General features: G+C 72.0%; 20 protein-coding genes and 2 tRNA genes. 9 read left to right on the top strand and 13 right to left on the bottom strand.

Features of this window, described 5'->3' with window-relative positions; translation table 11 throughout:
• Positions 1–81 precede the first annotated feature (81 nt).
• Positions 82–1,050: a helix-turn-helix domain-containing protein gene (locus ACZ6I1_RS25420; RefSeq protein ID WP_469290803.1), complete on the top strand. Its 969-nt coding sequence runs from the start codon at positions 82–84 to the stop codon at positions 1,048–1,050.
• Between the two features lie 366 nt (positions 1,051–1,416).
• On the opposite strand, the gene def is transcribed toward ACZ6I1_RS25420, so the two are convergent.
• From def to ACZ6I1_RS25380, 8 genes are all read right to left on the bottom strand, one after another.
• Complete coding sequence (gene def / locus ACZ6I1_RS25415) at positions 1,417–2,076, bottom strand: peptide deformylase (protein ID WP_469290801.1); 660 nt, start codon at positions 2,074–2,076, stop codon at positions 1,417–1,419.
• 58 nt (positions 2,077–2,134) lie between these two features.
• Positions 2,135–3,142, bottom strand: a complete 1,008-nt coding sequence (locus tag ACZ6I1_RS25410; protein WP_469290799.1) for a tetratricopeptide repeat protein — start codon at positions 3,140–3,142, stop codon at positions 2,135–2,137.
• Positions 3,143–3,274: 132 nt separating this feature from the next.
• Entirely contained in the window at positions 3,275–4,543 is a 1,269-nt protein-coding gene (locus ACZ6I1_RS25405) for an HD-GYP domain-containing protein (protein WP_469290797.1), read from the bottom strand.
• Entirely contained in the window at positions 4,540–6,060 is a 1,521-nt protein-coding gene (locus ACZ6I1_RS25400) for an HD-GYP domain-containing protein (protein WP_469290795.1), read from the bottom strand. Before ACZ6I1_RS25400 ends, ACZ6I1_RS25405 begins: the two co-directional genes overlap by 4 nt.
• Positions 6,061–6,265: 205 nt before the next feature.
• Positions 6,266–6,595: a mycothiol system anti-sigma-R factor gene (gene rsrA / locus ACZ6I1_RS25395; protein ID WP_469290793.1), complete on the bottom strand. Its 330-nt coding sequence runs from the start codon at positions 6,593–6,595 to the stop codon at positions 6,266–6,268.
• The gene (locus ACZ6I1_RS25390) at positions 6,592–7,236 is read right to left on the bottom strand and encodes a sigma-70 family RNA polymerase sigma factor (RefSeq protein WP_030709911.1); all 645 of its coding nucleotides are present in this window, start codon (positions 7,234–7,236) and stop codon (positions 6,592–6,594) included. Before ACZ6I1_RS25390 ends, rsrA begins: the two co-directional genes overlap by 4 nt.
• Positions 7,237–7,570: 334 nt before the next feature.
• Positions 7,571–8,212: an alpha/beta hydrolase family protein gene (locus ACZ6I1_RS25385; protein ID WP_469290791.1), complete on the bottom strand. Its 642-nt coding sequence runs from the start codon at positions 8,210–8,212 to the stop codon at positions 7,571–7,573.
• 19 nt (positions 8,213–8,231) lie between these two features.
• Complete coding sequence (locus ACZ6I1_RS25380) at positions 8,232–9,050, bottom strand: SOS response-associated peptidase (RefSeq protein WP_469290789.1); 819 nt, start codon at positions 9,048–9,050, stop codon at positions 8,232–8,234.
• A gap of 53 nt (positions 9,051–9,103) precedes the next feature.
• Between ACZ6I1_RS25380 and ACZ6I1_RS25375 the strand changes: the two genes are divergently transcribed.
• The 4 genes from ACZ6I1_RS25375 (at position 9,104) to ACZ6I1_RS25360 (ending at position 12,660) form a co-directional block, all read left to right on the top strand.
• A complete protein-coding gene (locus ACZ6I1_RS25375) occupies positions 9,104–9,817 on the top strand; it encodes a M50 family metallopeptidase (RefSeq protein WP_469290787.1) in 714 nt (237 codons plus the stop codon).
• A 53-nt stretch (positions 9,818–9,870) separates the two neighbouring features.
• Entirely contained in the window at positions 9,871–11,226 is a 1,356-nt protein-coding gene (gene aroA / locus ACZ6I1_RS25370; RefSeq protein ID WP_469290785.1) for a 3-phosphoshikimate 1-carboxyvinyltransferase, read from the top strand.
• A gap of 8 nt (positions 11,227–11,234) precedes the next feature.
• Positions 11,235–12,245 carry a ribosome small subunit-dependent GTPase A gene (gene rsgA / locus ACZ6I1_RS25365; protein WP_446591460.1) on the top strand — a complete coding sequence of 337 codons (1,011 nt, stop codon included), beginning with the start codon at positions 11,235–11,237 and terminating at the stop codon, positions 12,243–12,245.
• Between the two features lie 91 nt (positions 12,246–12,336).
• Positions 12,337–12,660, top strand: coding sequence for a DMT family transporter (locus ACZ6I1_RS25360; RefSeq protein ID WP_469290783.1), 324 nt, complete (start codon positions 12,337–12,339; stop codon positions 12,658–12,660).
• Here ACZ6I1_RS25360 and ACZ6I1_RS25355 read toward each other — a convergent pair.
• On the bottom strand, positions 12,626–13,165 hold the full coding sequence (locus ACZ6I1_RS25355; RefSeq protein ID WP_469290781.1) for a TetR/AcrR family transcriptional regulator: 540 nt from the start codon (positions 13,163–13,165) through the stop codon (positions 12,626–12,628). The two genes, ACZ6I1_RS25360 and ACZ6I1_RS25355, sit on opposite strands and share 35 nt — an antisense overlap.
• A 112-nt stretch (positions 13,166–13,277) precedes the next feature.
• On the opposite strand from ACZ6I1_RS25355, the gene hisN reads away from it, so the two are divergent.
• From hisN to ACZ6I1_RS25340, 3 genes are all read left to right on the top strand, one after another.
• Positions 13,278–14,081 (top strand): histidinol-phosphatase, encoded by an 804-nt coding sequence (gene hisN / locus ACZ6I1_RS25350; protein WP_469290779.1) that lies wholly within the window; start codon positions 13,278–13,280, stop codon positions 14,079–14,081.
• Between the two features lie 167 nt (positions 14,082–14,248).
• Positions 14,249–14,641: a CBS domain-containing protein gene (locus tag ACZ6I1_RS25345; RefSeq protein ID WP_469290777.1), complete on the top strand. Its 393-nt coding sequence runs from the start codon at positions 14,249–14,251 to the stop codon at positions 14,639–14,641.
• A gap of 208 nt (positions 14,642–14,849) precedes the next feature.
• Positions 14,850–15,266: a Fur family transcriptional regulator gene (locus ACZ6I1_RS25340; protein WP_469290775.1), complete on the top strand. Its 417-nt coding sequence runs from the start codon at positions 14,850–14,852 to the stop codon at positions 15,264–15,266.
• 112 nt (positions 15,267–15,378) lie between these two features.
• Here ACZ6I1_RS25340 and ACZ6I1_RS25335 read toward each other — a convergent pair.
• The 4 genes from ACZ6I1_RS25335 to ACZ6I1_RS25320 form a co-directional block, all read right to left on the bottom strand.
• A tRNA-Met gene (locus ACZ6I1_RS25335) sits at positions 15,379–15,452 on the bottom strand.
• Between the two features lie 80 nt (positions 15,453–15,532).
• The gene (locus ACZ6I1_RS25330; protein WP_469290773.1) at positions 15,533–17,395 is read right to left on the bottom strand and encodes a tetratricopeptide repeat protein; all 1,863 of its coding nucleotides are present in this window, start codon (positions 17,393–17,395) and stop codon (positions 15,533–15,535) included.
• Positions 17,396–17,596: 201 nt separating this feature from the next.
• Positions 17,597–17,670: transfer RNA gene (locus ACZ6I1_RS25325), tRNA-Met, on the bottom strand.
• Between the two features lie 55 nt (positions 17,671–17,725).
• On the bottom strand, positions 17,726–20,611 hold the full coding sequence (locus ACZ6I1_RS25320; protein WP_469290835.1) for a UPF0182 family membrane protein: 2,886 nt from the start codon (positions 20,609–20,611) through the stop codon (positions 17,726–17,728).
• A 155-nt stretch (positions 20,612–20,766) separates the two neighbouring features.
• Here ACZ6I1_RS25320 and ACZ6I1_RS25315 point away from each other — a divergent pair, with 155 nt between their 5' ends.
• Complete coding sequence (locus ACZ6I1_RS25315; protein ID WP_446591448.1) at positions 20,767–21,336, top strand: PPA1309 family protein; 570 nt, start codon at positions 20,767–20,769, stop codon at positions 21,334–21,336.
• Positions 21,337–21,353: the final 17 nt, after the last annotated feature.

The following is a 21,353-nucleotide window of genomic DNA, read 5'->3' as shown; positions in this document are numbered from 1 at the left end:
GGGTCCACTCTCGCCAGAGTCGATCACACCGGACAGTGGCAGGACTGTCATCAAAGAGCGAATTACTGCCACACTGGGGTCATGCTCACCAACGTGGCCGTGGCCCTCGTCGACGGAGTGGCGCCCTTCGAGTTCGGGATCTTCTGCGAGGTGTTCGGGATCGACCGCAGCGCGCAGGGTCTGCCGGTGTACGACTTCGCCGTGTGCGCGGCCGAGGAAGGCCCGCTGAACATGGCCGACGTCGGCTTCGCCATCGCCCCCGCGCACGGACTGGAGCGACTGGAGGAGGCGGACCTGATCTGCCTGCCCGCCGACCGGCGGGCACCCGTACGGGAGTACCCCGAGCCGTTCCTCGACGCCCTGCGCCGGGCCGTTGACCGGGGCGCGCGCGTGCTGAGCGTGTGCAGCGGGGCCTTCGTGCTGGGCGCGGCCGGGCTGCTCGACGGCCGCCGCTGCACCACGCACTGGATGCACGCCCCCGCCCTGTCCCGCCGCTACCCGCGGGCCGTCGTCGACCCCGACGTGCTGTACGTGGACGAAGGCCGGGTGATCACCTCCGCGGGGACCGCTTCGGGCATCGACGCGTGCCTGCACCTCGTACGGCAGGAGCAGGGTGCCGAGGTGGCCAACACCATCGCGCGGCGGATGGTCGTACCGCCCCACCGGGACGGCGGGCAGGCCCAGTTCATCCAGCGGCCGCTGCCGCGCACGGCGTGCGACACGGTGGGCGAGGTGATCGGATGGATGGCCCGCCACCTGGAGGACGAGATCACCGTCGAGCAGCTCGCCGAGCGCGCGCACATGTCACCGCGCACCTTCGCCCGCCGCTTCCTCCAGGAGACCGGCACCACCCCCTACCAGTGGGTGCTGCGCCAGCGGGTCCTGCTCGCGCAGGAGTTGCTGGAGACCACCGACCACACCGTCGACACGATCGCCGGCCGCTGCGGCTTCGGGACCGCGGCCGCGCTGCGACACCACTTCCTGCGCACGCTCGGCACCACCCCGAACGCCTTCAGGCGGACCTTCCGGGGGCCACGGGCCGTGGCCTGAACCGCCCGGGCCGCCGACGCCCTGGCCGAGAACGCGCCTTGGCCGAGAACCGGCAGCCTTTGGCCCAAACCAGCCGCCTGTGTAGTCAGGCGGTGTCGTACCGTGATGATGCCCGGTCAGCGCTCCCGCACAGCGCCCGGCGGGGCACCGCTCATCACAGCTCAGGAGGACCCGTATGTCCCGTACCGACAGCGGCTGGACCGCCGTACCGGCCGACAGCGGCTGGGGCTGCGCGCAGAAGTAGCTGCGGACCACACAGCAGTCCCACGCGGCAGGGCCCCGCTCCCTCACGGGAAGCGGGGCCCTGCCGCGTGCGCGCAGCGAGTGCGGAACGCATGCGGAGCGCATGCGGAGCGCTGCGGAAGATCAGTCGTTGGGGACCGTCTCGTAGCGCGGGGTGCCCTCCGCCATCTGCCGCAGGGCGTCCTTGCGGTCGCGCTTCGAGAGCCGGTCGATGTACAGGTAGCCGTACAGGTGGTCGGTCTCGTGCTGGAGGCAGCGCGCGAAGTAGCCGGTGCCGCGCACCTTGATCGGGTTGCCCTGCGCGTCCTGGCCCTCGACCTCCGCGTAGTCCGGGCGGGCCAGCGAGGCGTACGCGGTGGGGACCGACAGGCAGCCCTCGTTGGAGTCGTCCAGCACCCGCGCGCCGGCCGGCAGCTCGACGAGCTTCGGGTTGACGACCACACCGGTGTGCCGCACGCCCTCGTCGTCCGGGCAGTCGTAGACGAAGACCTTGGCGTCCACGCCGATCTGGTTCGCGGCCAGGCCCACGCCCTCGGCGGCCCGCTGGCTGGCGAACATGTCGTCGATCAGCTGGGCCAGCTCGTCGCCGAACTCGGTGACGTCCTTGCACTCCCGGTGCAGGACCGGGTTGCCGACCACCGTGATGGGGCGGGCGGTGCCGCGCTCGCGGTGGGCGAGCTCGCGCTCCGCACAGTCCACGGTGTCCACGACGTACCCGTCGCCGTGCACCTCGGGGTGGGCCTCGCCCGCGACCTCGACAACCTCGTTCTCCTGCTGCGCCATGTCCGCCGTACGCCTTCCGTAAGTCACCGATGTGCCCGTACAGCCTACGGCCCCCGGCTCAGCAGACTTCCTCGAGATCCCGCCACTCCCGGGTGTCCGGACTGTCGGCGACCCAGCCGTCCAGCAGCCCGCGCACCAGACCCGCCGGGGCCGCGATGCCGCACTCCCGCTCGGGCACCCACAGCGAACCGGAGCCGGCCGTACGGTGCCCCAGCGGCCCGGGGTGCCCCGGCTCGCTGTGGTCGTGCGGATCCAGGTGCTCCCCGTCGCCCTCGTCGCTCGGCATCTCGCTCTCCGAGCAGGTCCGGCACAACAGCCGCACCGACGAGGACCAGTCCTCCGCGGCGAAACCCGCGTCCGAGGCCAGCTGCTCCAGCGCGTTGCGGTCCGCCTCGCCGGCCGCCTCCAGGAGCACCACCCACGTCGGTACGGGCGACGGCGCCCACAGCTCGATCTCGTCGAAGACGGGGTACGAGGGCCCGGCCGCGGTGACCCGCTCGCCGTGCGGGACCCCGTCGTGGAGCACCACCTCGCCCCAGCGGCGCCCCGAGGAGGGCAGCGGGATCGAGAGGACCTCGATCCGGGCCGGATCCAGCCGGCGGCCCCAGACCACCTCGGCCTCGCCCTCGGGTGAGAGGCGTACGGCGGCGCTGCCGAGCTCCATGCCCACCGGTTCGCCGCTGTTCTTCCCGTTCACGCCCGCGCCGTGCGCGTCTCCTGGCACCTTCAGCCCGTACGCCTGCCAGGCCCGCCGCGCCAGCGGCCAGTCCTGGAGGGCGGTCGCTGCGATCCCGACGTTCCACCAGTCCGGGGCGCCCGTCTCGCGGTCCAGCAGGGCCACGGCGCGCAGTCCGGCGGCCCGTGCCTGCTCCCAGTCGTGCCGGAACTTGTGCAGCAGGGCCAGGTTGAACCAGGACTCGGACAGCCAGGGCTCCAGATCCGCGGCTCTGGTCAGGAGCGCGCCCGCGTCCTCGTACCGCCCGTCCCCGATCAGCGTGAACGCGCGGTCGGTGGCCTGCCGCCACGAGGCGGAGGGCCGATGCCGTACCTTCCCGAAGATCCTCACGATTCCCGCCTGCTTTGGGGGCACCACCCAGCGGTAGCCGGGGGACAACGGTGCAGCCTTGCGGACACTCTCTATCCCACTCTTACTGGCATCCAACCATGCCCGCTCGGACGGCCGCTCATTACCCATGGGTTACCCACGTGGGACGGGAACAACTCTGTCACGTCCGCCCCTGGCCAGAACCCTCGCCAGACACTCCACGACCTCCGGCTGGTAGTCGTGCCCGGTCCCCAGGCGGAGCTCTTCCAGGGCGGCCAGTGAGCCGCTCGGGTGACGGTCCCGGCCCACCAGGTCGTCGTACGCGTTCACCGCGCGCACGATGCGGGCGGCGACGGGCTGCTCCCGGTACGGATCCGCCTGCCGCTCCACGACCACGGCGACCTCGGCGGGCACCCCGGTCTGGCGGGCCACCTCCCCGCCGAGCTCGGCGATCCGGCGGGCCTCGGCGGCGGGCAGCACCGCCGTGGCCCCGTCCGGGACCGGGTCGACGAGGGAGAGCTGCCCGATGTCGTGCATCAGCGCCGCGTACTCCAGGACCGTCAGCTCGCGCTCCGAGAGACCCAGCTCCCGGCCGACGGCGCAGCTGAGGGCGGCGACCCGGCGGGAGTGGCCGGGCGGGGTGTAGCCGGCGATCTCCGTGGCCCGGGCCAGGGAGGTGATCGTCTGGCGGTAGGTGGTGCGGATCGCGGTGATCCGGTGGAAGGACATCTGGGTCAGCAGCAGGGGCACGCTGAAGACGGGCAGGGCCCACAGCCCGGCTCCCGCGACGCCGAGGGCCATCACCACGCCGGTGGCGCAGATCGCCGCGCCGATGCCGAGCTGCGCGCGCAGCTCGTCGCGCAGCAGGGGTCCGTACGGCCAGCCGGTGCGGGCCCCGGCGAGGACGGCGGCGAGGACGGCCTCGCACAGGGCGGTCAGGCCGAGGAGGCAGAGCAGGAACAGGACGAGGTACGGGCCCTGCCCGACCCGTTCCCCGAGCCGGCCGGAGTTGTAGAGCGGCTGGAAGCAGACGGCGGCGAAGGCGACGGTGAGGACCCGGCGGGCGACGTGGTCCACGGCCGGGCCGCGGCCCCGGGCGATGTGCGGGACGCTCCCGGCGAGGGCGGCCGCGACGACCACGGCGACGATCTGGAACACCCCGTGGTGGGTGGGCTGCCCGGCGTTCTGGCCCAGCAGGGCATAGGCGAGGGCTCCGGCGGAGCCGAGGGGGGCGGGCCGGCGGTCGGTGGGGGCGTGGTGGTCGCGGTGGTCGCGGCGGGCGAGCTCGCCGATGGTGATCAGGATGCCGAAGGCCAGGGCGATACCGGGCTCGACGAGGCCGTTCCACAGGGTGTGGCCGAGCCCGGCGGCGGTGAGCGCGCCGGCCGCGCCGCGCACGGTCCACACGGCCCAGGCCCTCACTGCGCCCCCCTGGCTCGCGCGCCGCCGTCGGCGGCGCCGGGCCGTGAGCCCTGGGCCGGGAGCGCGGGCAGCTCCGGCGCGGGTGGACCGGCGGGCAGGACGGCCGTCCGGGGCGGGAGGCCGGAGTCCGGGCCCGCCCCCGCGGCAGCGGCAGCGGCAGCGGCAGCGGCGTGGGCGGGGATCACCTGGAGGTCCTCGTCGGAGGTGACCGTCGGGTGCCAGCCGTGGCGGCCGATGGCGGCCGTCAGGGCGCGGACCATCGCGGGGTCGAACTGGCCGCCCGCACACCGCTCCAGCTCGGCGAGGGCGGTCGGCACCGGCCGGGCCCGGCTGTAGGACCGGGTCGAGGTCATCGCGTCGAAGGCGTCGGCCACGGCCACCACGCGCGCCAGCACCGGGATCTGTTCGCCGCTCAGCCCGTACGGGTATCCGGAGCCGTCGACCCGCTCGTGGTGGTGCAGGATCGCTGCCCGCGCCTCCCCGAGGAAGCCGATGCCGCGCACCATCTCGTGCCCGTACTCGGGGTGCAGTTCGATGATCCGGCGCTCTTCCGGGGTGAGCGGCCCGTCCTTGCGCAGCAGCCGGGTCGGGACGCCGAGCTTGCCGACGTCGTGCAGGATCCCGGCGATCCGGACGACCTCGAGGCGGTCCTCGGACATGCCCAGCTCGCGGGCGATCATCGCGGAGGCCTGGCCGACCCGTTCGCTGTGGCCCCGCGTGTAGCGGTCCTTGATGTCGACGGCCTGGACGAGAGCGCGGATGGTGGCCTGGTGGGCGGCGCGTTCGCGGTGGTACTGGGCGAAGACCCAGCAGGAGATGTACATCGGCAGCAGCACGAGCAGCGCGGCCGGGAGTCCGTACGGGCTGCGCCACATGACGGCCATCATCAGTCCGGCGAGGCCGTGGACGCAGTGCGGGGCGAGGGACCGGGTGAACAGTCCGCGCCAGGCGGTGGCCGCGGGCCGGCGTTCCGCGGCGGCCAGGATGCCCCCGTCGAGGGCGGTGAGGACCAGGCAGAAGGCGACGGCCGCGGCCGCCGCGGGGAGCAGCACGTACGGGAAGTCGGCCACCCAGACGGGCGGGTCCGCCGATCCCGGGGGCCCGGACTGCGCGGAGGAGCCCAGCGCGGCCGGGCCGCGCAGCAGCCGGAACGTTTGCCCTGCGACCCAGGCGGCGATCGCCTGCTGCGCTCCGTGCCACACCCGGCGCACCCAGGCGGGCCGCTGGACCACGGTCCCCGCGAGCCCGCCGGGCAGCGCCACGAGCGCGGCGGCGGGCGGCGGCAGCAGGAGGACGGCGGCGAGGACCACGGGGAAGAAGGAGCCGATGCCCTCGGGCACCCGGCTGCCCAGCAGCGGGCAGATCTTCACGAGCTCGCAGCCGAGGTAGAGCACGGCGAGGACGGCGACGGCGGCCCAGGGCGTACCGGAACCGGCGAGGGCGGGCGCGGCGCACGCGAGGGCCGCGAGGACGGCGCACAGGATGGAGGCGCGCGCCGCCGGCGGAAGTACCCGCATGGCGCTCTCCTCCCGTGCGTGCAAAGCAAGCCAGGTACCGAATCAAACCAGCACCGAATGGGGAGAATAAGTGGGGCCCCTTGAGAAGTGGGCCACATTGTCGGATTGCGGCATACGGACGCCCCCGGATTAGCACCTTCGGGTGAACGAAGTGCCGTTCCGGGGGCGGTTGTTGAATCGGTCGGCCGAACGGGCCGCAGAGGTGTCAGCCGGTGGCGGGGTTCTCCGCGGTGACGTCGGCCGCGACGTCGGCGGTGACGTCGTGATCGGGAACGGCCTGTCCCGACCGGATCAGTTCGATCCGTCCCATCACCTTGGAGCGCAGGTCAGTGGGCACGTCGTCGGATCCGCAGCAGCGCTTCACCAGCTTCTTCACGGCCTGTTCCAGGCCGTACTTCTCCAGACAGGGGCTGCACTCGCCGAAGTGTGTTTCGAACTTCGTGCAGTCGCTGTCGGGCATCTCCCGGTCGAGGAACTCGTAAAGGTGGTCCAGGACCTCAGAGCACTCCGTCTCGTGCGGCTCTCCGCAACTCATGAGCCCGAGCCTTTCCGGTCGTTCGACTCTCCCGCGCCCGCGGGAACCAACCCGCGTTCACGGGCATAGTCCTCCAGCATTCCGCGGAGTTGACGGCGGCCACGGTGCAGTCGCGACATGACCGTACCGATGGGTGTACCCATGATGTCGGCGATCTCCTTGTACGCAAAGCCCTCTACGTCGGCAAGGTAGACCGCGATGCGGAACTCCTCCGGAATGGCCTGGAGCGCTTCCTTCACATCCGAATCGGGCAGGTGGTCGAGCGCCTGCGACTCGGCGGAGCGCAGCCCGGTCGACATGTGCGACTCGGCGCGCGCCAGCTGCCAGTCCTCGATCTCCTCCGCGGCGCTGCGCTGGGGTTCGCGCTGCTTCTTGCGGTAGGAGTTGATGAACGTGTTGGTCAGAATGCGGTACAGCCACGCCTTCAGGTTGGTGCCCTCGCGGAACTGGTGGAAGGACGCGTACGCCTTCGCGTACGTCTCCTGGACCAGGTCCTCGGCGTCGGCCGGATTGCGCGTCATGCGCAGTGCGGCCGAGTACATCTGGTCGAGGTAGCCGAGGGCGTCCCGCTCGAAGCGCGCATTGCGCTCCGGGGTCGTCTCCTCCGCGTGGCCTTCGTCGGTCCCAGCGACAGGACCCACCTCCTCCGACTGCGTGGCGATTCCGAAAGCGGAGCCGCTCGAATCGGAGAATAGTCGACCATCCCGGCCCTCCGCCGCCCGAAGCGTGCTGCGCTTGGGGCTGGGGAGAACCGTCCAGTCCAGGTCAGCGGCCTGCCGACGGTTCTGACTGATGACCTGGGTCATGCGCTCCCTCTCCTCCGACAAGTTCCCGTACGTACCGACACCCGGCACAACAGACGGTGAGGGCGGCGCATTCCCCCGTGGGGGCGCGGTTTCGGGCCCGCGCCGGGGCCTGCGCAGGAGGGGTGATCCGGGGGTGATCCGGATCACGCCGGGATCTGCCGGGCCTCGATCAGACCTCGAGTGCGGAGAGCCATTCGGCGACCGATCCGGTGATCAGGGCGAGGGCCGCCTCCTGGGTGACGCCGGCCTTCTTGGGCACGGCGAAGCCGTGGTCCCCGTGCGGGATCTCCACCAGCGTGTACGCGCCGCCCTGCGGGAACTCCTCCGGGCGCCCGAAGGGGTCCCGGCCGCCCTGGACCACGAGCGCGGGCAGACCGGCGCCCAGCAGCTCCTCGGCCCGGGACTTCTCCGGCTTGCCCGGCGGGTGCAGCGGGAACGCCAGCGCCAGCACCCCGGCCGCGCCCAGTGCGGCGGCGGTCCGGCAGGCCACCCGGGCGCCGGCGCTGCGGCCGCCCGCGACCACGGGCGGGCCGGGCTCCGCCAGGGCCGGCCACAGGCCGCGCCATCCCTCGTCGAGCACCTTGGGCGCGGCGGCGACCTTCTTCCCGGCGACCCGCCAGGGCTGTTCGACGAGGGCCACGGTGATCCCGTGGGCGGGCAGGGCGGCGGCCAGCGCCTGGAGGTCTCGGGCCTCGATGCCGCCGCCGGCGCCGTGGCTCACGGCGAGCACCAGCCGGGCCGTGCGGGCGGGGTGCCAGGTGATGCGGGCCTCGCCCGCCGGGGTGTCGACGCTCTGCGTGCGCGTGCTCATGCTCCCCATCCTGCCCGGGTCAGAAGAGGGTGCCCTCTTCCGGCGCGGCCAGTTCCGCGAGCAGCTCCGGCGCGTTGTTGCGTACGTTGCTCACGGCGGTGGACACCGGGTAGGCCCGCATCAGGCCGCCCGGCGGCGCGGACAGCAGCTCCCGCAGCGAGCCCTCGGTGTCGGTGTCGGCGGGGTCCAGCCAGGCGTCCCAGCGGTCGGGGGTCAGCATGAGCGGCATCCGCGGGTGGATCTCGGACAGCGAGCGCGGCCCCTCGGCGGGTGCCACTCCCAGCGGCCCGGTCTCGGCCTCGGTGGTGATCACCGAGCAGGTGACCCACCAGGCGAGCGGGTGCGCGTCGGGCAGGGTCCGGTCGCGCCAGAACTCGTATATCCCGGCCATGGCGAAGACGGAGCCGTCGGCGGGGAGCACGAAGTAGGGCTGCTTGCGGGCCCGCTTCTTCTTCCCCTCCACCTCCAGCTGCCGCTCGTCGTGGGCGGTGACCCACTCGTAGTAGCCGTCGGCGGGGACGATGCAGCGGCGCTGCGCGAAGGGGCGGCGGAAGGAGGGCTTCTCGGCGAGGGTCTCCGACCGTGCGTTGATCATCCGGGCGGCGCCGTCGGGGTTCGCGGCCCAGGACGGCACGAGCCCCCATTTCAGCGTGCGCAGCTGGCGAACCGGACGCGGGTCGGAGGCGTCTTTCAGGGGGCGGTCGAGGACGACGTGGACCTGCTTGGTCGGCGCCACGTTGAAATCGGGGGCCAGGGTCTCCTCGGGCTCCCACTTCTCGATGCCGAAGGCCTCCACCAGGTCCTCGGGCTTACGACTCGCTGCAAACCGTCCGCACATGCCTGCCACACTGCCATGTCACCAACACCCCACCGCAAGGAGTCCGCCCCTCCATGGACAGCAGCACGACGGCCGGCCTGTGGGACCGGCTCACGGGTATACAGACCGCGCCCGCCCTCTGGCTGGTGGTCGGGACCGGCGTGGCCGCCCTGGCCGCCGTGGGCCCGCGCCCGCTGTGGCGGCTGTCGCGCAACGCCGTGACCATCGCGCACGAGGGCGGGCACGGCCTGCTGGCGCTGCTGACCGGGCGGCGCCTCGACGGCATACGGCTGCACTCCGACACCAGCGGGGTCACCGTCAGCCGGGGCAAGCCGACCGGCCTGGGCATGATCCTGACCGCCGCGGCCGGTTACACCGCGCCCTCGCTGCTGGGGCTCGGCGGGGCCGCGCTGCTGTCCGCGCACCGGATCACGCTGCTGCTGTGGGCGGCCACCGCCCTGCTGGTGGCGATGCTGGTGATGATCCGCAACGCGTACGGGGCGCTGACCGTGGTGCTGACCGGCGGCACCTTCCTGCTGGTGTCCTGGCTGGCCCCGTCCGAGGTCCAGGCCGTCTTCGCGTACGCCGTGGTGTGGTTCCTGCTGCTCGGCGGCGTCCGGCCGGTCTTCGAGCTGGGGGCCAAGCGCCGGCACGGCGGAGCGCCGGATTCGGACGCCGACCAGCTCGGCCGGCTCACCCACGTGCACCCGGTGGTGTGGCTGCTCCTCTTCCACGTCGTCGCGCTGTGCTCCCTGGTGGGCGGCGGGCGCTGGCTTCTCGCCCTCTGAGACGGCTCAGCGATCAAGATCCGGGGCCGGGGGGAGCCACTAAAGTGGGGGCCATGACCGAGACCCCCGCGCTCCCCGCCCTCTGGCCCGCCCCGATCGCCGACGCTGCCGTCCACGCCACCGTCACCGTGCCGGGGTCCAAGTCGGTCACCAACCGCGCCCTGGTGCTCGCCGCGCTCGCCGCCGAGCCGGGCTGGGTGCGCCGGCCGCTTCGCTCGCGCGACTCCCAGCTGATGGCGGACGCCCTGCGTGCGATGGGCGTGGGCATCGAGGAGACCGTCTCCTCCAGCTCCGCCGGGGCCGGCGCCGGGGGCGAGGCCTGGCGGGTCATCCCGGCCGCCCTGCACGGCCCGGCCACGGTCGACGTCGGCAACGCGGGCACGGTCATGCGCTTCCTGCCGCCGGTCGCCACCCTGGCCGACGGCGACATCCGCTTCGACGGCGACCCGCGCTCCTACGAGCGCCCGCTGGGCCAGGTCATCGACGCCCTGCGCACCCTCGGTGCCCGGATCGACGACGACGGCCGGGGCGCGCTGCCGCTGACCGTGCAGGGCGGCGGGGCCCTGGAGGGCGGGGTCGTGGAGATCGACGCCACCAACTCCTCGCAGTTCGTCTCCGCGCTGCTGCTGTCCGCCCCGCGGTTCAACCAGGGCGTCGAGGTGCGGCACGTGGGCACGAACCTGCCGTCGATGCCGCACATCCGGATGACGGTGGAGATGCTGCGCGCGGCCGGCGCCCAGGTCGACACCCCGGAGTCGGGCGGCGAGAAGAACGTGTGGCGGGTCGCCCCCGGCGCCGTGCTCGGCCGGGACCTGGTGGTGGAGCCGGACCTGTCCAATGCCCAGCCGTTCCTGGCCGCGGCGCTGATCACCGGCGGTACGGTCACCATCCCGGACTGGCCGCGCCGCACCACGCAGCCCGGCGACGCGCTGCGCCGGATCTTCACGGAGATGGGCGGCTCCTGCGAGCTGACCGACGCGGGCCTGGTCTTCACCGGCACCGGCAAGATCCACGGCATCGACGTGGACCTGGGCGAGGTGGGCGAGCTCACCCCGGGCATCGCGGCGGTGGCGGCGCTGGCCGACTCGGAGTCGGTCCTGCGCGGGGTCCAGCACCTGCGCCTGCACGAGACGGACCGGCTGGCCGCTCTCACCAAGGAGATCAACGCGCTCGGCGGCGACGTCACCGAGACGGCGGACGGTCTGCACATCCGGCCGCGCCCGCTGCACGGCGGCACCTTCCACACGTACGACGACCACCGGATGGCCACCGCGGGCGCGGTGATCGGCCTGGCCGTGGAGGGCGTGCTGATCGAGAACGTGGCGACGACCGCGAAGACCCTGCCGGACTTCCCGAAGATGTGGACGGACATGCTCGCAGGAGATTCCGCAGCGGGAGCGGGAGCGTAGGGCCGGTCATGCGCAGGTACGGCAAGCACACCGACGAGGACGACATCCGCCAGCGCCCCAACCCCAAGGGCAACCGGCCGCGGACGAGCATCCGGCCCAAGCACGAGGACGCCTCCGAGGGCTTCGTCCTCACCGTCGACCGCGGGCGGCTGACCTGCCTGGTCGAGGACCGCACGGTCCACGCGATGAAGTCCAGGGAACTGGGCCGCAAGGCGGCGGTGGTCGGCGACCGGGTCTGGATCGTCGGTGACCTGTCCGGCAAGAAGGACACCCTCGCCCGGATCGTGCGCATCGAGGAGCGCAAGTCCGTCCTGCGGCGCACCGCCGACGACGACGACCCGTACGAGCGGGTGGTCGTGGCCAACGCCGACCAGCTGGCCATCGTGACGGCGCTGGCCGACCCGGAGCCGCGGCCCCGGATGATCGACCGCTGCCTGGTGGCGGCGTACGACGCCGGGCTGGAGCCGCTGCTGGTGCTCACCAAGTCCGATCTGACCTCCGCCGACAAGATCCTGGAGATCTACTCGACGCTCGGCGTGAACTACGTCGTCACCAACCGCGAGGAGCTCGCGACGGGCGACGCCGCCGACAAGGTGCGCGAGCGCCTGGAGGGCCGGATCACCGCGTTCGTGGGGCACTCGGGCGTCGGCAAGACCACCCTGGTCAACTCGCTGGTGGCGCCGGACCGCAAGCGGGCGACCGGCGTGGTCAACGCGGTCACCGGGCGCGGCCGCCACACCACCACCTCGGCCCTGGCGCTGCCGCTGCCCGGGATGGACGGCTGGGTCATCGACACCCCGGGCGTGCGGTCCTTCGGCCTGCACCACGTGGACCCGTCGCGGGTGATCCTGGCCTTCCCGGACCTGGTGCCGGGCACCGAGGAGTGTCCGCGCGCGTGCAGCCACGACGAGCCGGACTGCGCGCTCGACAAGTGGGTGGAGGACGGCCACGCGGACCCGGCGCGGCTGTATTCGCTGCGGCGGCTGCTGGAGACGCGGGAGCGCCGCGAAGGCGACTGACACGTCGTCGGGTTTGCCGAAGATCGCGTCTGGACAAATGCATAATCGCACCAAGTGACGAGAATTCACGTGACGCGGGGAGGCATACGACATGGCGTGGCTGCTCGTCGTGGTTGCGGGAATCCTGGAGACCGGGTTCGCGGTCTGCCTCAAGCTGTCGCACGGCTTCACCCGGCTGTGGCCGACCATCGCCTTCGCGTGTTTCGCCCTCGGCAGTTTCGGCCTGCTCACGCTGGCCCTCAAGAAGCTGGACGTGGGTCCGGCGTACGCGGTGTGGACCGGGATCGGCGCCGCCGGGACGGCCATCTACGGCATGGTCTTCCTCGGCGACCTGGTCTCCACCCTCAAGCTCGTCTCGATCTCGCTGGTGATCATCGGGGTCATCGGGCTCCAGCTGTCCGGTTCTGGGCACTGAGCAGCCGGAGCAGCTCCCCCGCTCCCGGCTCCTCCCCGGGGGCCACCACGTAGGAGAGCGCGAGCCGTACCGCGAGCTCGCACCGCTGGACGTCCTCCGCGGGCATGAGCGCTGCCGCCGCCCGGTCCCGTACGGCCCGCGCCAGCTCCCCGGGCCCGGGTGCGCGGCCCGCGGCGGGCAGGTCCGGATCCCAGAACCCGGTCAGCAGGGCCCGTACGAGGGGGTGCGCGCGGGCCGCCCGTACGGTCCACTCCGCGACCGCGGCGAGCCGCTGGGCGGTCGGGGCCGGGGTGGACAGGGCCCGCTCCACCCCGTCGAGGTACCACTGGCCCTCGCGCCGGATCAGGGCGCGGCCCAGGCCGCCCTTGCCGCCGAACTCGTTGTAGAGGGTCTGCCGGGACACCCCGGCGGCCGCCGCCACGTCGACCATCCGCACGGCCGGCCAGGGGCGCGCGGAGAGCGCCGCTCCCGCCGCCTCCAGCAAGGCCTCCCGGGCTGCCGGCATCGTCGCCTCCACTGGGCCGTTCCCGCTGGGCTCCCCGGCCAGAGTTGACGGGCCGACAGATCCTGTCAAGGGCGCGTCCCGGCCGCCGGGGCCGCCGCGATACTGTTCGGCCATGTCCGAGTATGACGATGACCTGCGCCTTGCCCTCGAACTCGCCGACGCGGCCGACGCCGCGACGATGGAGCGGTTCCGTGCCCTCGACCTCAAGGTCGAGACGAAGCCGGACATGACCCCGGTGAGCGAGGCGGACCAGGCCGCCGAGGAGATCATCCGGGCCGGCATCGAAGCCGCGCGGCCCGACGACGCGATCCTCGGCGAGGAGTACGGCCTGAAGGGCAGCGGCCCGCGGCGCTGGGTCGTCGACCCGATCGACGGTACGAAGAACTACGTCCGGGGGGTCCCGGTCTGGGCGACCCTGATCTCCCTGATGACGCAGGACGCGGACGGCGTCTTCCGCCCCGTGGTGGGCGTGGTGTCCGCGCCCGCGCTGGGCCGCCGCTGGTGGGCGGTGCGGGGCGGCGGCGCGTACGCGGGCGGCGCGCTCGGCGAGACCGCGCCGATCGGCGTGTCGAAGGTGGCCTCGCTGGGCGACGCCTCGTTCGCGTACTCCTCGCTGAGCGGCTGGGAGGAGCAGGGCCGCCTCGCCGGCTTCCTGGACCTGACCCGCGCCTGCTGGCGGACGCGCGGCTACGGCGACTTCTGGCCGTACATGATGGTCGCGGAAGGCTCGCTGGACCTGTGCGCCGAACCGGAGCTGAACCTGTGGGACATGGCGGCCATCGCGGTCGTGGTCCAGGAGGCGGGCGGCCGGTTCACCAGCCTGGACGGGGTGGACGGGGTGGACGGCGGGAACGCGGCGGCCTCGAACGGCCTGCTCCACGAGGAGATGCTGGAGCTGTTGCGCCCGCGCTCCTGAGTGCGCCCGAGCGCCGGGCCGCGTCCTGTGCGTACCCCCTTGTTGACGGTGCGTGTCCGTGGGAATCTGAAAATCCCGCCGCTTGTGCGCTTGTGAATCCTTTCTCTAGGATTCCCCGGCGCACCACACCCAAGCGGAGGGATTCACCCCAGGAGGTGGCTCTCTTCATGCTCGTCCGTGACGCAATGAGCACCGTGATCCTCACCCTCGGACCAGCGCACACCCTGCGCCAGGCGGCCTGCCTGATGTCGGGGCGGCGCGTCGGCGCGGCCGTCGTACTCGACCCGGACCACAGCGGGATCGGCATCCTGACCGAGCGGGACATCCTCAACTCGATCGGCGCGGGACACGATCCCGACCAGGAGACCGTGGGCGCGCACACCACCAACAACGTGGTGTTCTGCACCCCGGAGGCCTCGCTGCAGGAGGCCGCCGAGGCCATGGCCCACGGCGGCTTCCGGCACCTGATCGTGCTGGAGCACGGCGGCCCGGTGGGCATCGTCTCCGTGCGCGACATCATCCGCTGCTGGGTGCCCGCGCGGCGCACCGTCGCGGCATAGCGCGACGACGGGCCGGAACCCGTGGGGGTTCCGGCCCGTCACCCTGCCTCGGCAAGCGGTCCCCGCCGGCCGCGGAGGGCCTGGACCGCGGCGTCGAGCCGCTTGCCGAAGTCTCCGGCCGCTGGATTTTGTCTAAGTCAAGTCAATATCCAAGTCCATATTGGTTCGGGAGTTACACCCGATACCCCTCGCTGTTAGGCTGGCGTCCATGAGTGACCTGCTGGAACGACTTCGCGGACGCGGATGGCGCATGACCGCACAGCGGCGTGTCGTGGCCGAGGTGCTCGACGGTGACCACGTTCACCTGACGGCCGACGAGGTGCACGCGCGCGCCGTGGCGAAACTGCCGGAGATCTCCCGGGCGACGGTCTACAACACGCTGGGCGAGCTGGTGACGCTCGGCGAGGTGCTGGAGGTCTCCACGGACCGCCGCGCCAAGCGGTACGACCCGAACGCCCACCGGCCCCACCAGCATCTGGTGTGCGCCCAGTGCGGCGCGATCCGCGACGTCCACCCGGCGGGCGACCCGCTGAGCGACCTGCCCGACACCGAGCGCTTCGGCTTCGTGGTCTCGGCGGTCGAGGTGACGTACCGCGGGATCTGCCCGAACTGCGCGGCCGCCTGAACCAGAAAAGCAGCAGGGCCCGGACTCCCCCACGGGAGCCCGGGCCCTGCTGCTTCTCACCTGAGAAACGACTCAGGGCCCGGATCCATGGATCCGGGCCCTGAGTCTTCAGTAGCGGGGACAGGATTTGAACCTGCGACCTCTGGGTTATGAGCCCAGCGAGCTACCGAGCTGCTCCACCCCGCGTCGGTAAACACGACTTTACGTGAGGCCGCACGACAGATGCAAATCGGTTAACCGACGACGGCCGGAGCCTCGGCCCGGGATCAGGCCGAGAGCTCCTCGGCGAGGGCGTCGCGGAGCCGGGCCGCGCGCTCAGAGACCTCCGCCGGGCCCAGTTCCATGGCGCGCACGCACCACTTCTGCCCCTCGGCGAGGTCCCCGTGGCGCGCCGCCAGGAGCCCGAGCCGCAGCGCCGCCCGGCCGTGGCCCGCCACCGCGGCGCGGGTCCACCACAGGGCGGCCTCCGGCTCGCTCCCCTCGCGGGCCAGCAGCAGCCCGAGGTTGAACGCGCCGTTGCGGGATCCGGCCTCGGCCGCTTCCCGGTACCAGCGCGCGGCGGCCGTCAGGTCCCCCCGGGCGGCGGCCAGCATGCCGACGCGCACCTGCGCCCTGCGGTGCCCCAGCTCGGCGGCCCGCTCGTACCACTCCTCGCTCTCGGTCCGCGGTGCGCTGCCCACCGGCTCGCCCAGCGCCACCGGCTCCGGCGGCGGAGCCAGCGACTCCAGCAGCGAGGCCAGCCGGAAGGCCGCCTCCGCGCTGCCGCCGCCCGCCGCGCACCGCAGGTGCCGCTCGGCCGCCCGCTCTTCGCCGTCGCGCACCAGCGCGATGCCGACCTGGAGCGCGGCGTCGGTGTGACCCGCCGACGCGGCCCGCTCGTACCACTTCAGCGCCGTACGGTCCTCGTCGCGGCTGGCGAAGAGGATCCCGAGGTTGAAGGCGGCGTCCACGCTGCCCGCTTCGGCCGCCTTCGAGAACCACGGCTCCGCGCCCGCCGCGTCCCCGCCCTGCAGCAGCAGGATGGCGAGCGCGTTGGCCGCCTCGCGGTGGCCGGCGTAGGCCGCCCGCCGGTACCACTGCTCGGCCTGCGCGGTGCGGTCCTGTGCGACGCACAGCAAAGCAAGGTTGTACGCCCCGTTCTGGTCGCCCGCGTCCATGGCGGCGCGGTACCAGCGCTCCGCGGTCTGGGTCTCGCCGCGGGCGGCGTGCAGGGCGCCCAGCGCGTTCGCCGCGTTGCCGTCGCCGTCCTGGGCGGCGCGGTGCCACCACGCGGCGGCGCTGTCCTCGTCCCCGGCGTCGCGCAGCAGGAAGCCCAGCGCGCAGGCCGCGCGGGCCTCGCCCTGCTTGGCGGAGGTCAGGTACCAGCGCCCGGCCTCCTTGAGCTCACCGCGCGCCTCCAGCAGGGCGCCCAGGTGCAGGGCGGCCCGGCGGTGCCCGCGTGCGGCGGCCTGCCGGTACCACTGCTCGGCCTCGGCGGGGTCGCCCTTGCGCAGGTGCCGTGCCAGCCGGTACGCGGCTTCGCGGTGCCCCTGTTCCGCCGCGGCGCGGAACCACCGCTCCACGCCCTTGTCCCCGCGGTGCTCGAGGAGGTCGGCCAGACCGTACGCCCCCAGCGCGTGGCCGGATTCGGCCGCCTGGCGGAGCCAGTACTCGGCGGCGGGCTCGTCCCCGCGCTCGCGGAAGTGGCGTCCCAGGGCGTGCGCGGCCGGAGCGGAACCGGCCACGGCCGCGACCCGCCACCAGCCGGCCGCCTCCTCGGGATAGCCCCGCTGGTGCAGCAGTACGCCCAGGTTGTTCGCGGCGGCGCGGTCCCCTTCCCCCGTGGCGCCGCGCAGGTACGGCTCAGCCGCGTCCAGGTCCCCGCGGCGCAGCAGCAGCGCGCCGAGCACGCTCATGGCGCCGGGGTCGCCCTTGTCGGCGGCCACCCGGTGCCGGGCCTCGAGCTCGGCGTCGCTCGCCGTGTCGGTCTCGGCGAACATTTCCTCCGTACTGTGCTTGTCCAAGAATTCCGCATCGGTCAGCGCGGTCTGCGCGTTGACAACGGGAGCCGAGTCACCGGCTCCCGTACCCGGCTCGGCATCCGTCCTCGCAAACCGCCCTGTCTCCAGCAGAGTTGACCTGTCCCCCATAAATCCCATCGTCGCATCACCTGCTACCCGCGTACACCTGGTATGTCGCAGCCAGTGAGGTCACTACAGCGTTTTGTCGACATGCCCATAGAGAGTCAAGTCAAACACGCTCCTACCCCAACTCACCCGTCTCAGCTACCGCGTGTCCACCGCGGACATGACGAAGGCCCGGATCCCATGGATCCGGGCCTTCGTCTTCAGTAGCGGGGACAGGATTTGAACCTGCGACCTCTGGGTTATGAGCCCAGCGAGCTACCGAGCTGCTCCACCCCGCGTCGGTGAAACCACAGTATCACGACGCGGGACGGAGCCATTACCGGTTTTGCCCGGTCAGCCGCCAGGCTTGGGGGCCGTCAGCTTCGCCTCCGCGTCGATCGCCCGCTTCAGCGCCGCCTTGATGTCCTCCTGGGCCTTGCCGAACGCCGCCCAGTCGCCCGCCTGCCGGGCCTTCTCGGCGTCCTCGATGGCCTTCTGGGCATCGGCGAGCGCCGCCTTGACCGTTGGGTCCTGGCCGGTGGCCGGGGGCGTCGTGGTGCCCTCGCCCGGGGGCTGGGCCGGCGGCACGGGGGTGGTCGGCGCCTCGGCCCCGAAGACCACGTTCAACGCCTTCTCCAGCGTGTCCTCGAACGCGGTCTGCCCGCCGTACGTCACCAGCACCTTGCGCAGCAGCGGGTACTTCAGCCCCGAACTGCGCACGTACACCGGCTCCACGTAGAGCATTCCGCCGTCGAGCGGGACCGTGAGCAGGTTTCCGTACTCGACCTCCGAGTCACCACCGCGCAGCAGGCGGATCGACTCGGCGATCTTCGGTTCGGACTGGAACTTGCTCTGGACCTGCTTGGGGCCGTCGACCGGCTTGCTCGTCGGCAGCTTCAGGACGCTGATCTTGCCGTAGTCGGGGGTGCCCGGATCGGCGTTGACCGCCATGAAGGCGCTCAGGTTGTCCCGCTCGTTCGGCGTGAACGTCGTGGTGAGTGAGAAGACCTGGTCCTTCTCCGTCTGGCCCGGCAGCTTCATCGACAGGTAGAACGGCGGAACCGCCGTGCCGGCCTTGGTGGTCGGGTCGTCGGGGACGGCCCAGGCCTCACTGCCGCTGAGGAAGGTCTGCGGGTCGGTGACGTGGTAGCGGGTCAGCAGCTCGCGCTGGACCTTGAATAGGTCCTGCGGGTAGCGCAGGTGGTCCATGAGCGGCTTGGAGATGTCGCTCTTGGGCTTCACCGTGCCCGGGAACGCCTTCATCCAGGTCTTCAGGACCGGGTCCTGGGTGTCCCACTGGTACAGGTTGACCGTGCCGTCGTACGCGTCGACGGTGGCCTTCACCGAGTTCCGGATGTAGTTGACCTGGTTCTCCTGCGCCACGACCGCGCGCTGGCTGTTGGTCAGCGAGTCCGCGGTGCTCTGCCCGAGAGTGGTGCGCGAGGCGTACGGGTAGCCGTTGGTGGTCGTGTAGGCGTCCACGATCCACTTGACCCGGCCCTCGACGACCGCCGGGTACGGGGCGCCGTCGATGGTCAGCCAGGGGGCGACGGCCTCGACGCGCTCCTTGGGCGTGCGGTTGTACAGGATCCGCGAACCGTCGCCGATGGCGCCGGAGTAGAGGATCTGCGGCTCGCTGAAGGTCAGCGCGTACGCCGCCCGGTTGATCGGGTTGTCGAGGCTGACGCCGGACTTCCCGGTGTAGCTCGTCTCCTTCTCGCCCTTGTCGTCGGAGTAGTCGAGCTCCTTCTGCGGTCCGCCGACGATCGAGTACTGCTTCGTCTGCTCGCCGTAGTAGATGCGCTGCTCGAAGTCCGTGCCGAACATGCCCTTGGAAGGCAGGTCGGACTGGGTGAAGTCCGGAGCGCCCTGGTCCCCGACGGTGGTTCCCTTGGCGGCGACCACGCCGTAGCCGTGCGTGTACTTGAAGTGGTCGTTGATCCAGTTGTTCTTCGGGATGCCGGCGATGTTCAGCTCGCGCAGCCCGATGACGGTGTCCTGGCCGTTGTACCGGTCCACGGCGAGCGTGGACGGGAACGCGTAGTAGCCCTTGACCTGCTGGAGCTGCTGGAAGGCCGGCGAGACGATGTTCGGGTCGAGGAGGCGGACGCTGGCGGTCGTGTCGGCCGCCTTGCGCAGCTGGTTCTTGTCCGTCCCCGCGGCCGGGACGCCCGGGTAGTCCTTGACCTCGGAGCCGGCGATCCCGTAGGCGTCGCGCGTGGCCTTGATGTTCTTCTCGACGTACGGCGATTCCTTGGCCTGCTCGTTGGGCTGGACCTGGAACTTCTGCACGATCGCCGGATACAGCCCGCCGATCAGGATCGCCGAGAGCACCATCAGGCCGAAGCCGATGACCGGCAGCTGCCAGGTGCGGCGCCACAGCGTCGCGAAGAACAGCGCGGCGCAGATCGCGGCGATGGCGACGAGGATCGTCTTCGCCGGGAGGTACGCGTTCGCGTCGACGTAGCGCAGGCCGGTCCAGTTGTCCGCGGCCTTGAAGTCACTGGACTTCACGGCGAGGCCGTACCGGTCGAGCCAGTAGGCGACCGCCTTGAGCGTGACGAAGAGGCCGAGCAGCACCGACAGGTGGCCGGTGGCCGCGGCGGTGGCCCGGGCGCCCGGGCTGGTCACGCGCAGTCCGCCGTACAGGTAGTGCACGACGGCCGCGGCGATCACGGACAGCACGACCGCGGCGAAGCCGAAGCCGAGGAGGAAGCGGTACCAGGGCAGGTCGAAGGTGTAGAACGACACGTCCAGGCCGAACTCGGGGTCCTTCCGGCCGAAGGGCACCCCGTTCACGTACATCAGCCAGGTCTTCCACTGGCCGGCCGCCGAGGCTCCCGCGATCAGGCCGACGAGCACGGAGATGCCCAGCAGCAGCCACTTCTTGTACGGGGCGACGCTCATCCGGTACCGGTCGAGGCTCTGCTGCTCCATCGACATCGCGCTGAGCGGCGGCCGCAGCCGGTGGGCCAGCCAGATGTTGAGGCCGACGGCACCCGCCATCAGCAGGCCGAAGACGGCGAAGAGGCCGACCCTGGTCCACAGCGTGGTGGTGAAGACGGTGGAGTACTTCACGGAGCGGAACCAGAGCCAGTCCGTCCAGAAGCCCGCGAACATGATGAAGAGCATGAGCAGGACGGCCAGCACGCCCAAGGTCATGAGGAGAGTGCGGGCCCGCCGGGACGGGCGGCCGACTCTCATCCGTGGCCCCGAAGGGCCTCCGCCGCGGTCCGGCATCTGGAAAGCCAAGGTGCGCACCTCTGAAAGTCTGGGGTCCCCCCGGACGGAGCCCGGAGAGGTCTGGTATTGAACGGGCCCCCGATCGTAGAGCCCACTCATGCAACTTACTGAGGCTTTAGTCAGTTCCCGGTATCCGGGGGAAAGGAGGCAGGATGTTGTCCATGTCCAACCTTTCGCCTTCCCCCGGCACGCCGATGGCGGCCAGCCCGCTCACCCGTGCCTGCCTCGAGATCGACGAGTACGCGGCCGGCCTCGGCTGGGACCAGCCCGCCCGGCTGTTCGCCCTGGTCGACACCGCCAAGCTCAAGAAGCAGGAACCGCGCCTCGCCGGCCAGCTCGGCCTGGACCAGGACGACGCCGGCAAGACCTCCCTCACCCCGATCGAGCAGGACGAGCTGCCCGCCGGGACGCCCCTCGACAAGTTCCTGGGCACCATCGCCTGGCCCGACGCCGTCGTCGGCTGCGCGCTGACGGTGGAGCGGCTGATGCTGCCGCCGTCCGCGGAGGCCTCCGTACCGGAGGGGCTGAACGACAAGCAGCTGGCGAAGTGGGTCGCCGGCCACCCGGAGCGGCAGGAGGTCCGGCTGACCGTGGCCGTGCTGCGCGACGGGTCGCGGGAGTCGGCCGTACGGCTGCGCGAGAAGGACTCCTCGACCGAGGTCCTCACGGGCGGCGGCCTGGTGCCCGGCCTGGCGGAGGCCCTGGCGGCGACCTTCTCCTAGGACTGTCGGGGGTTCGG

The sequence above is a fragment of the Streptomyces sp. NPDC046303 genome, from assembly GCF_055588085.1.
Note: the sequence above shows the minus strand (reverse complement) of the source record. Positions and strands in the feature narration are given on the sequence as shown.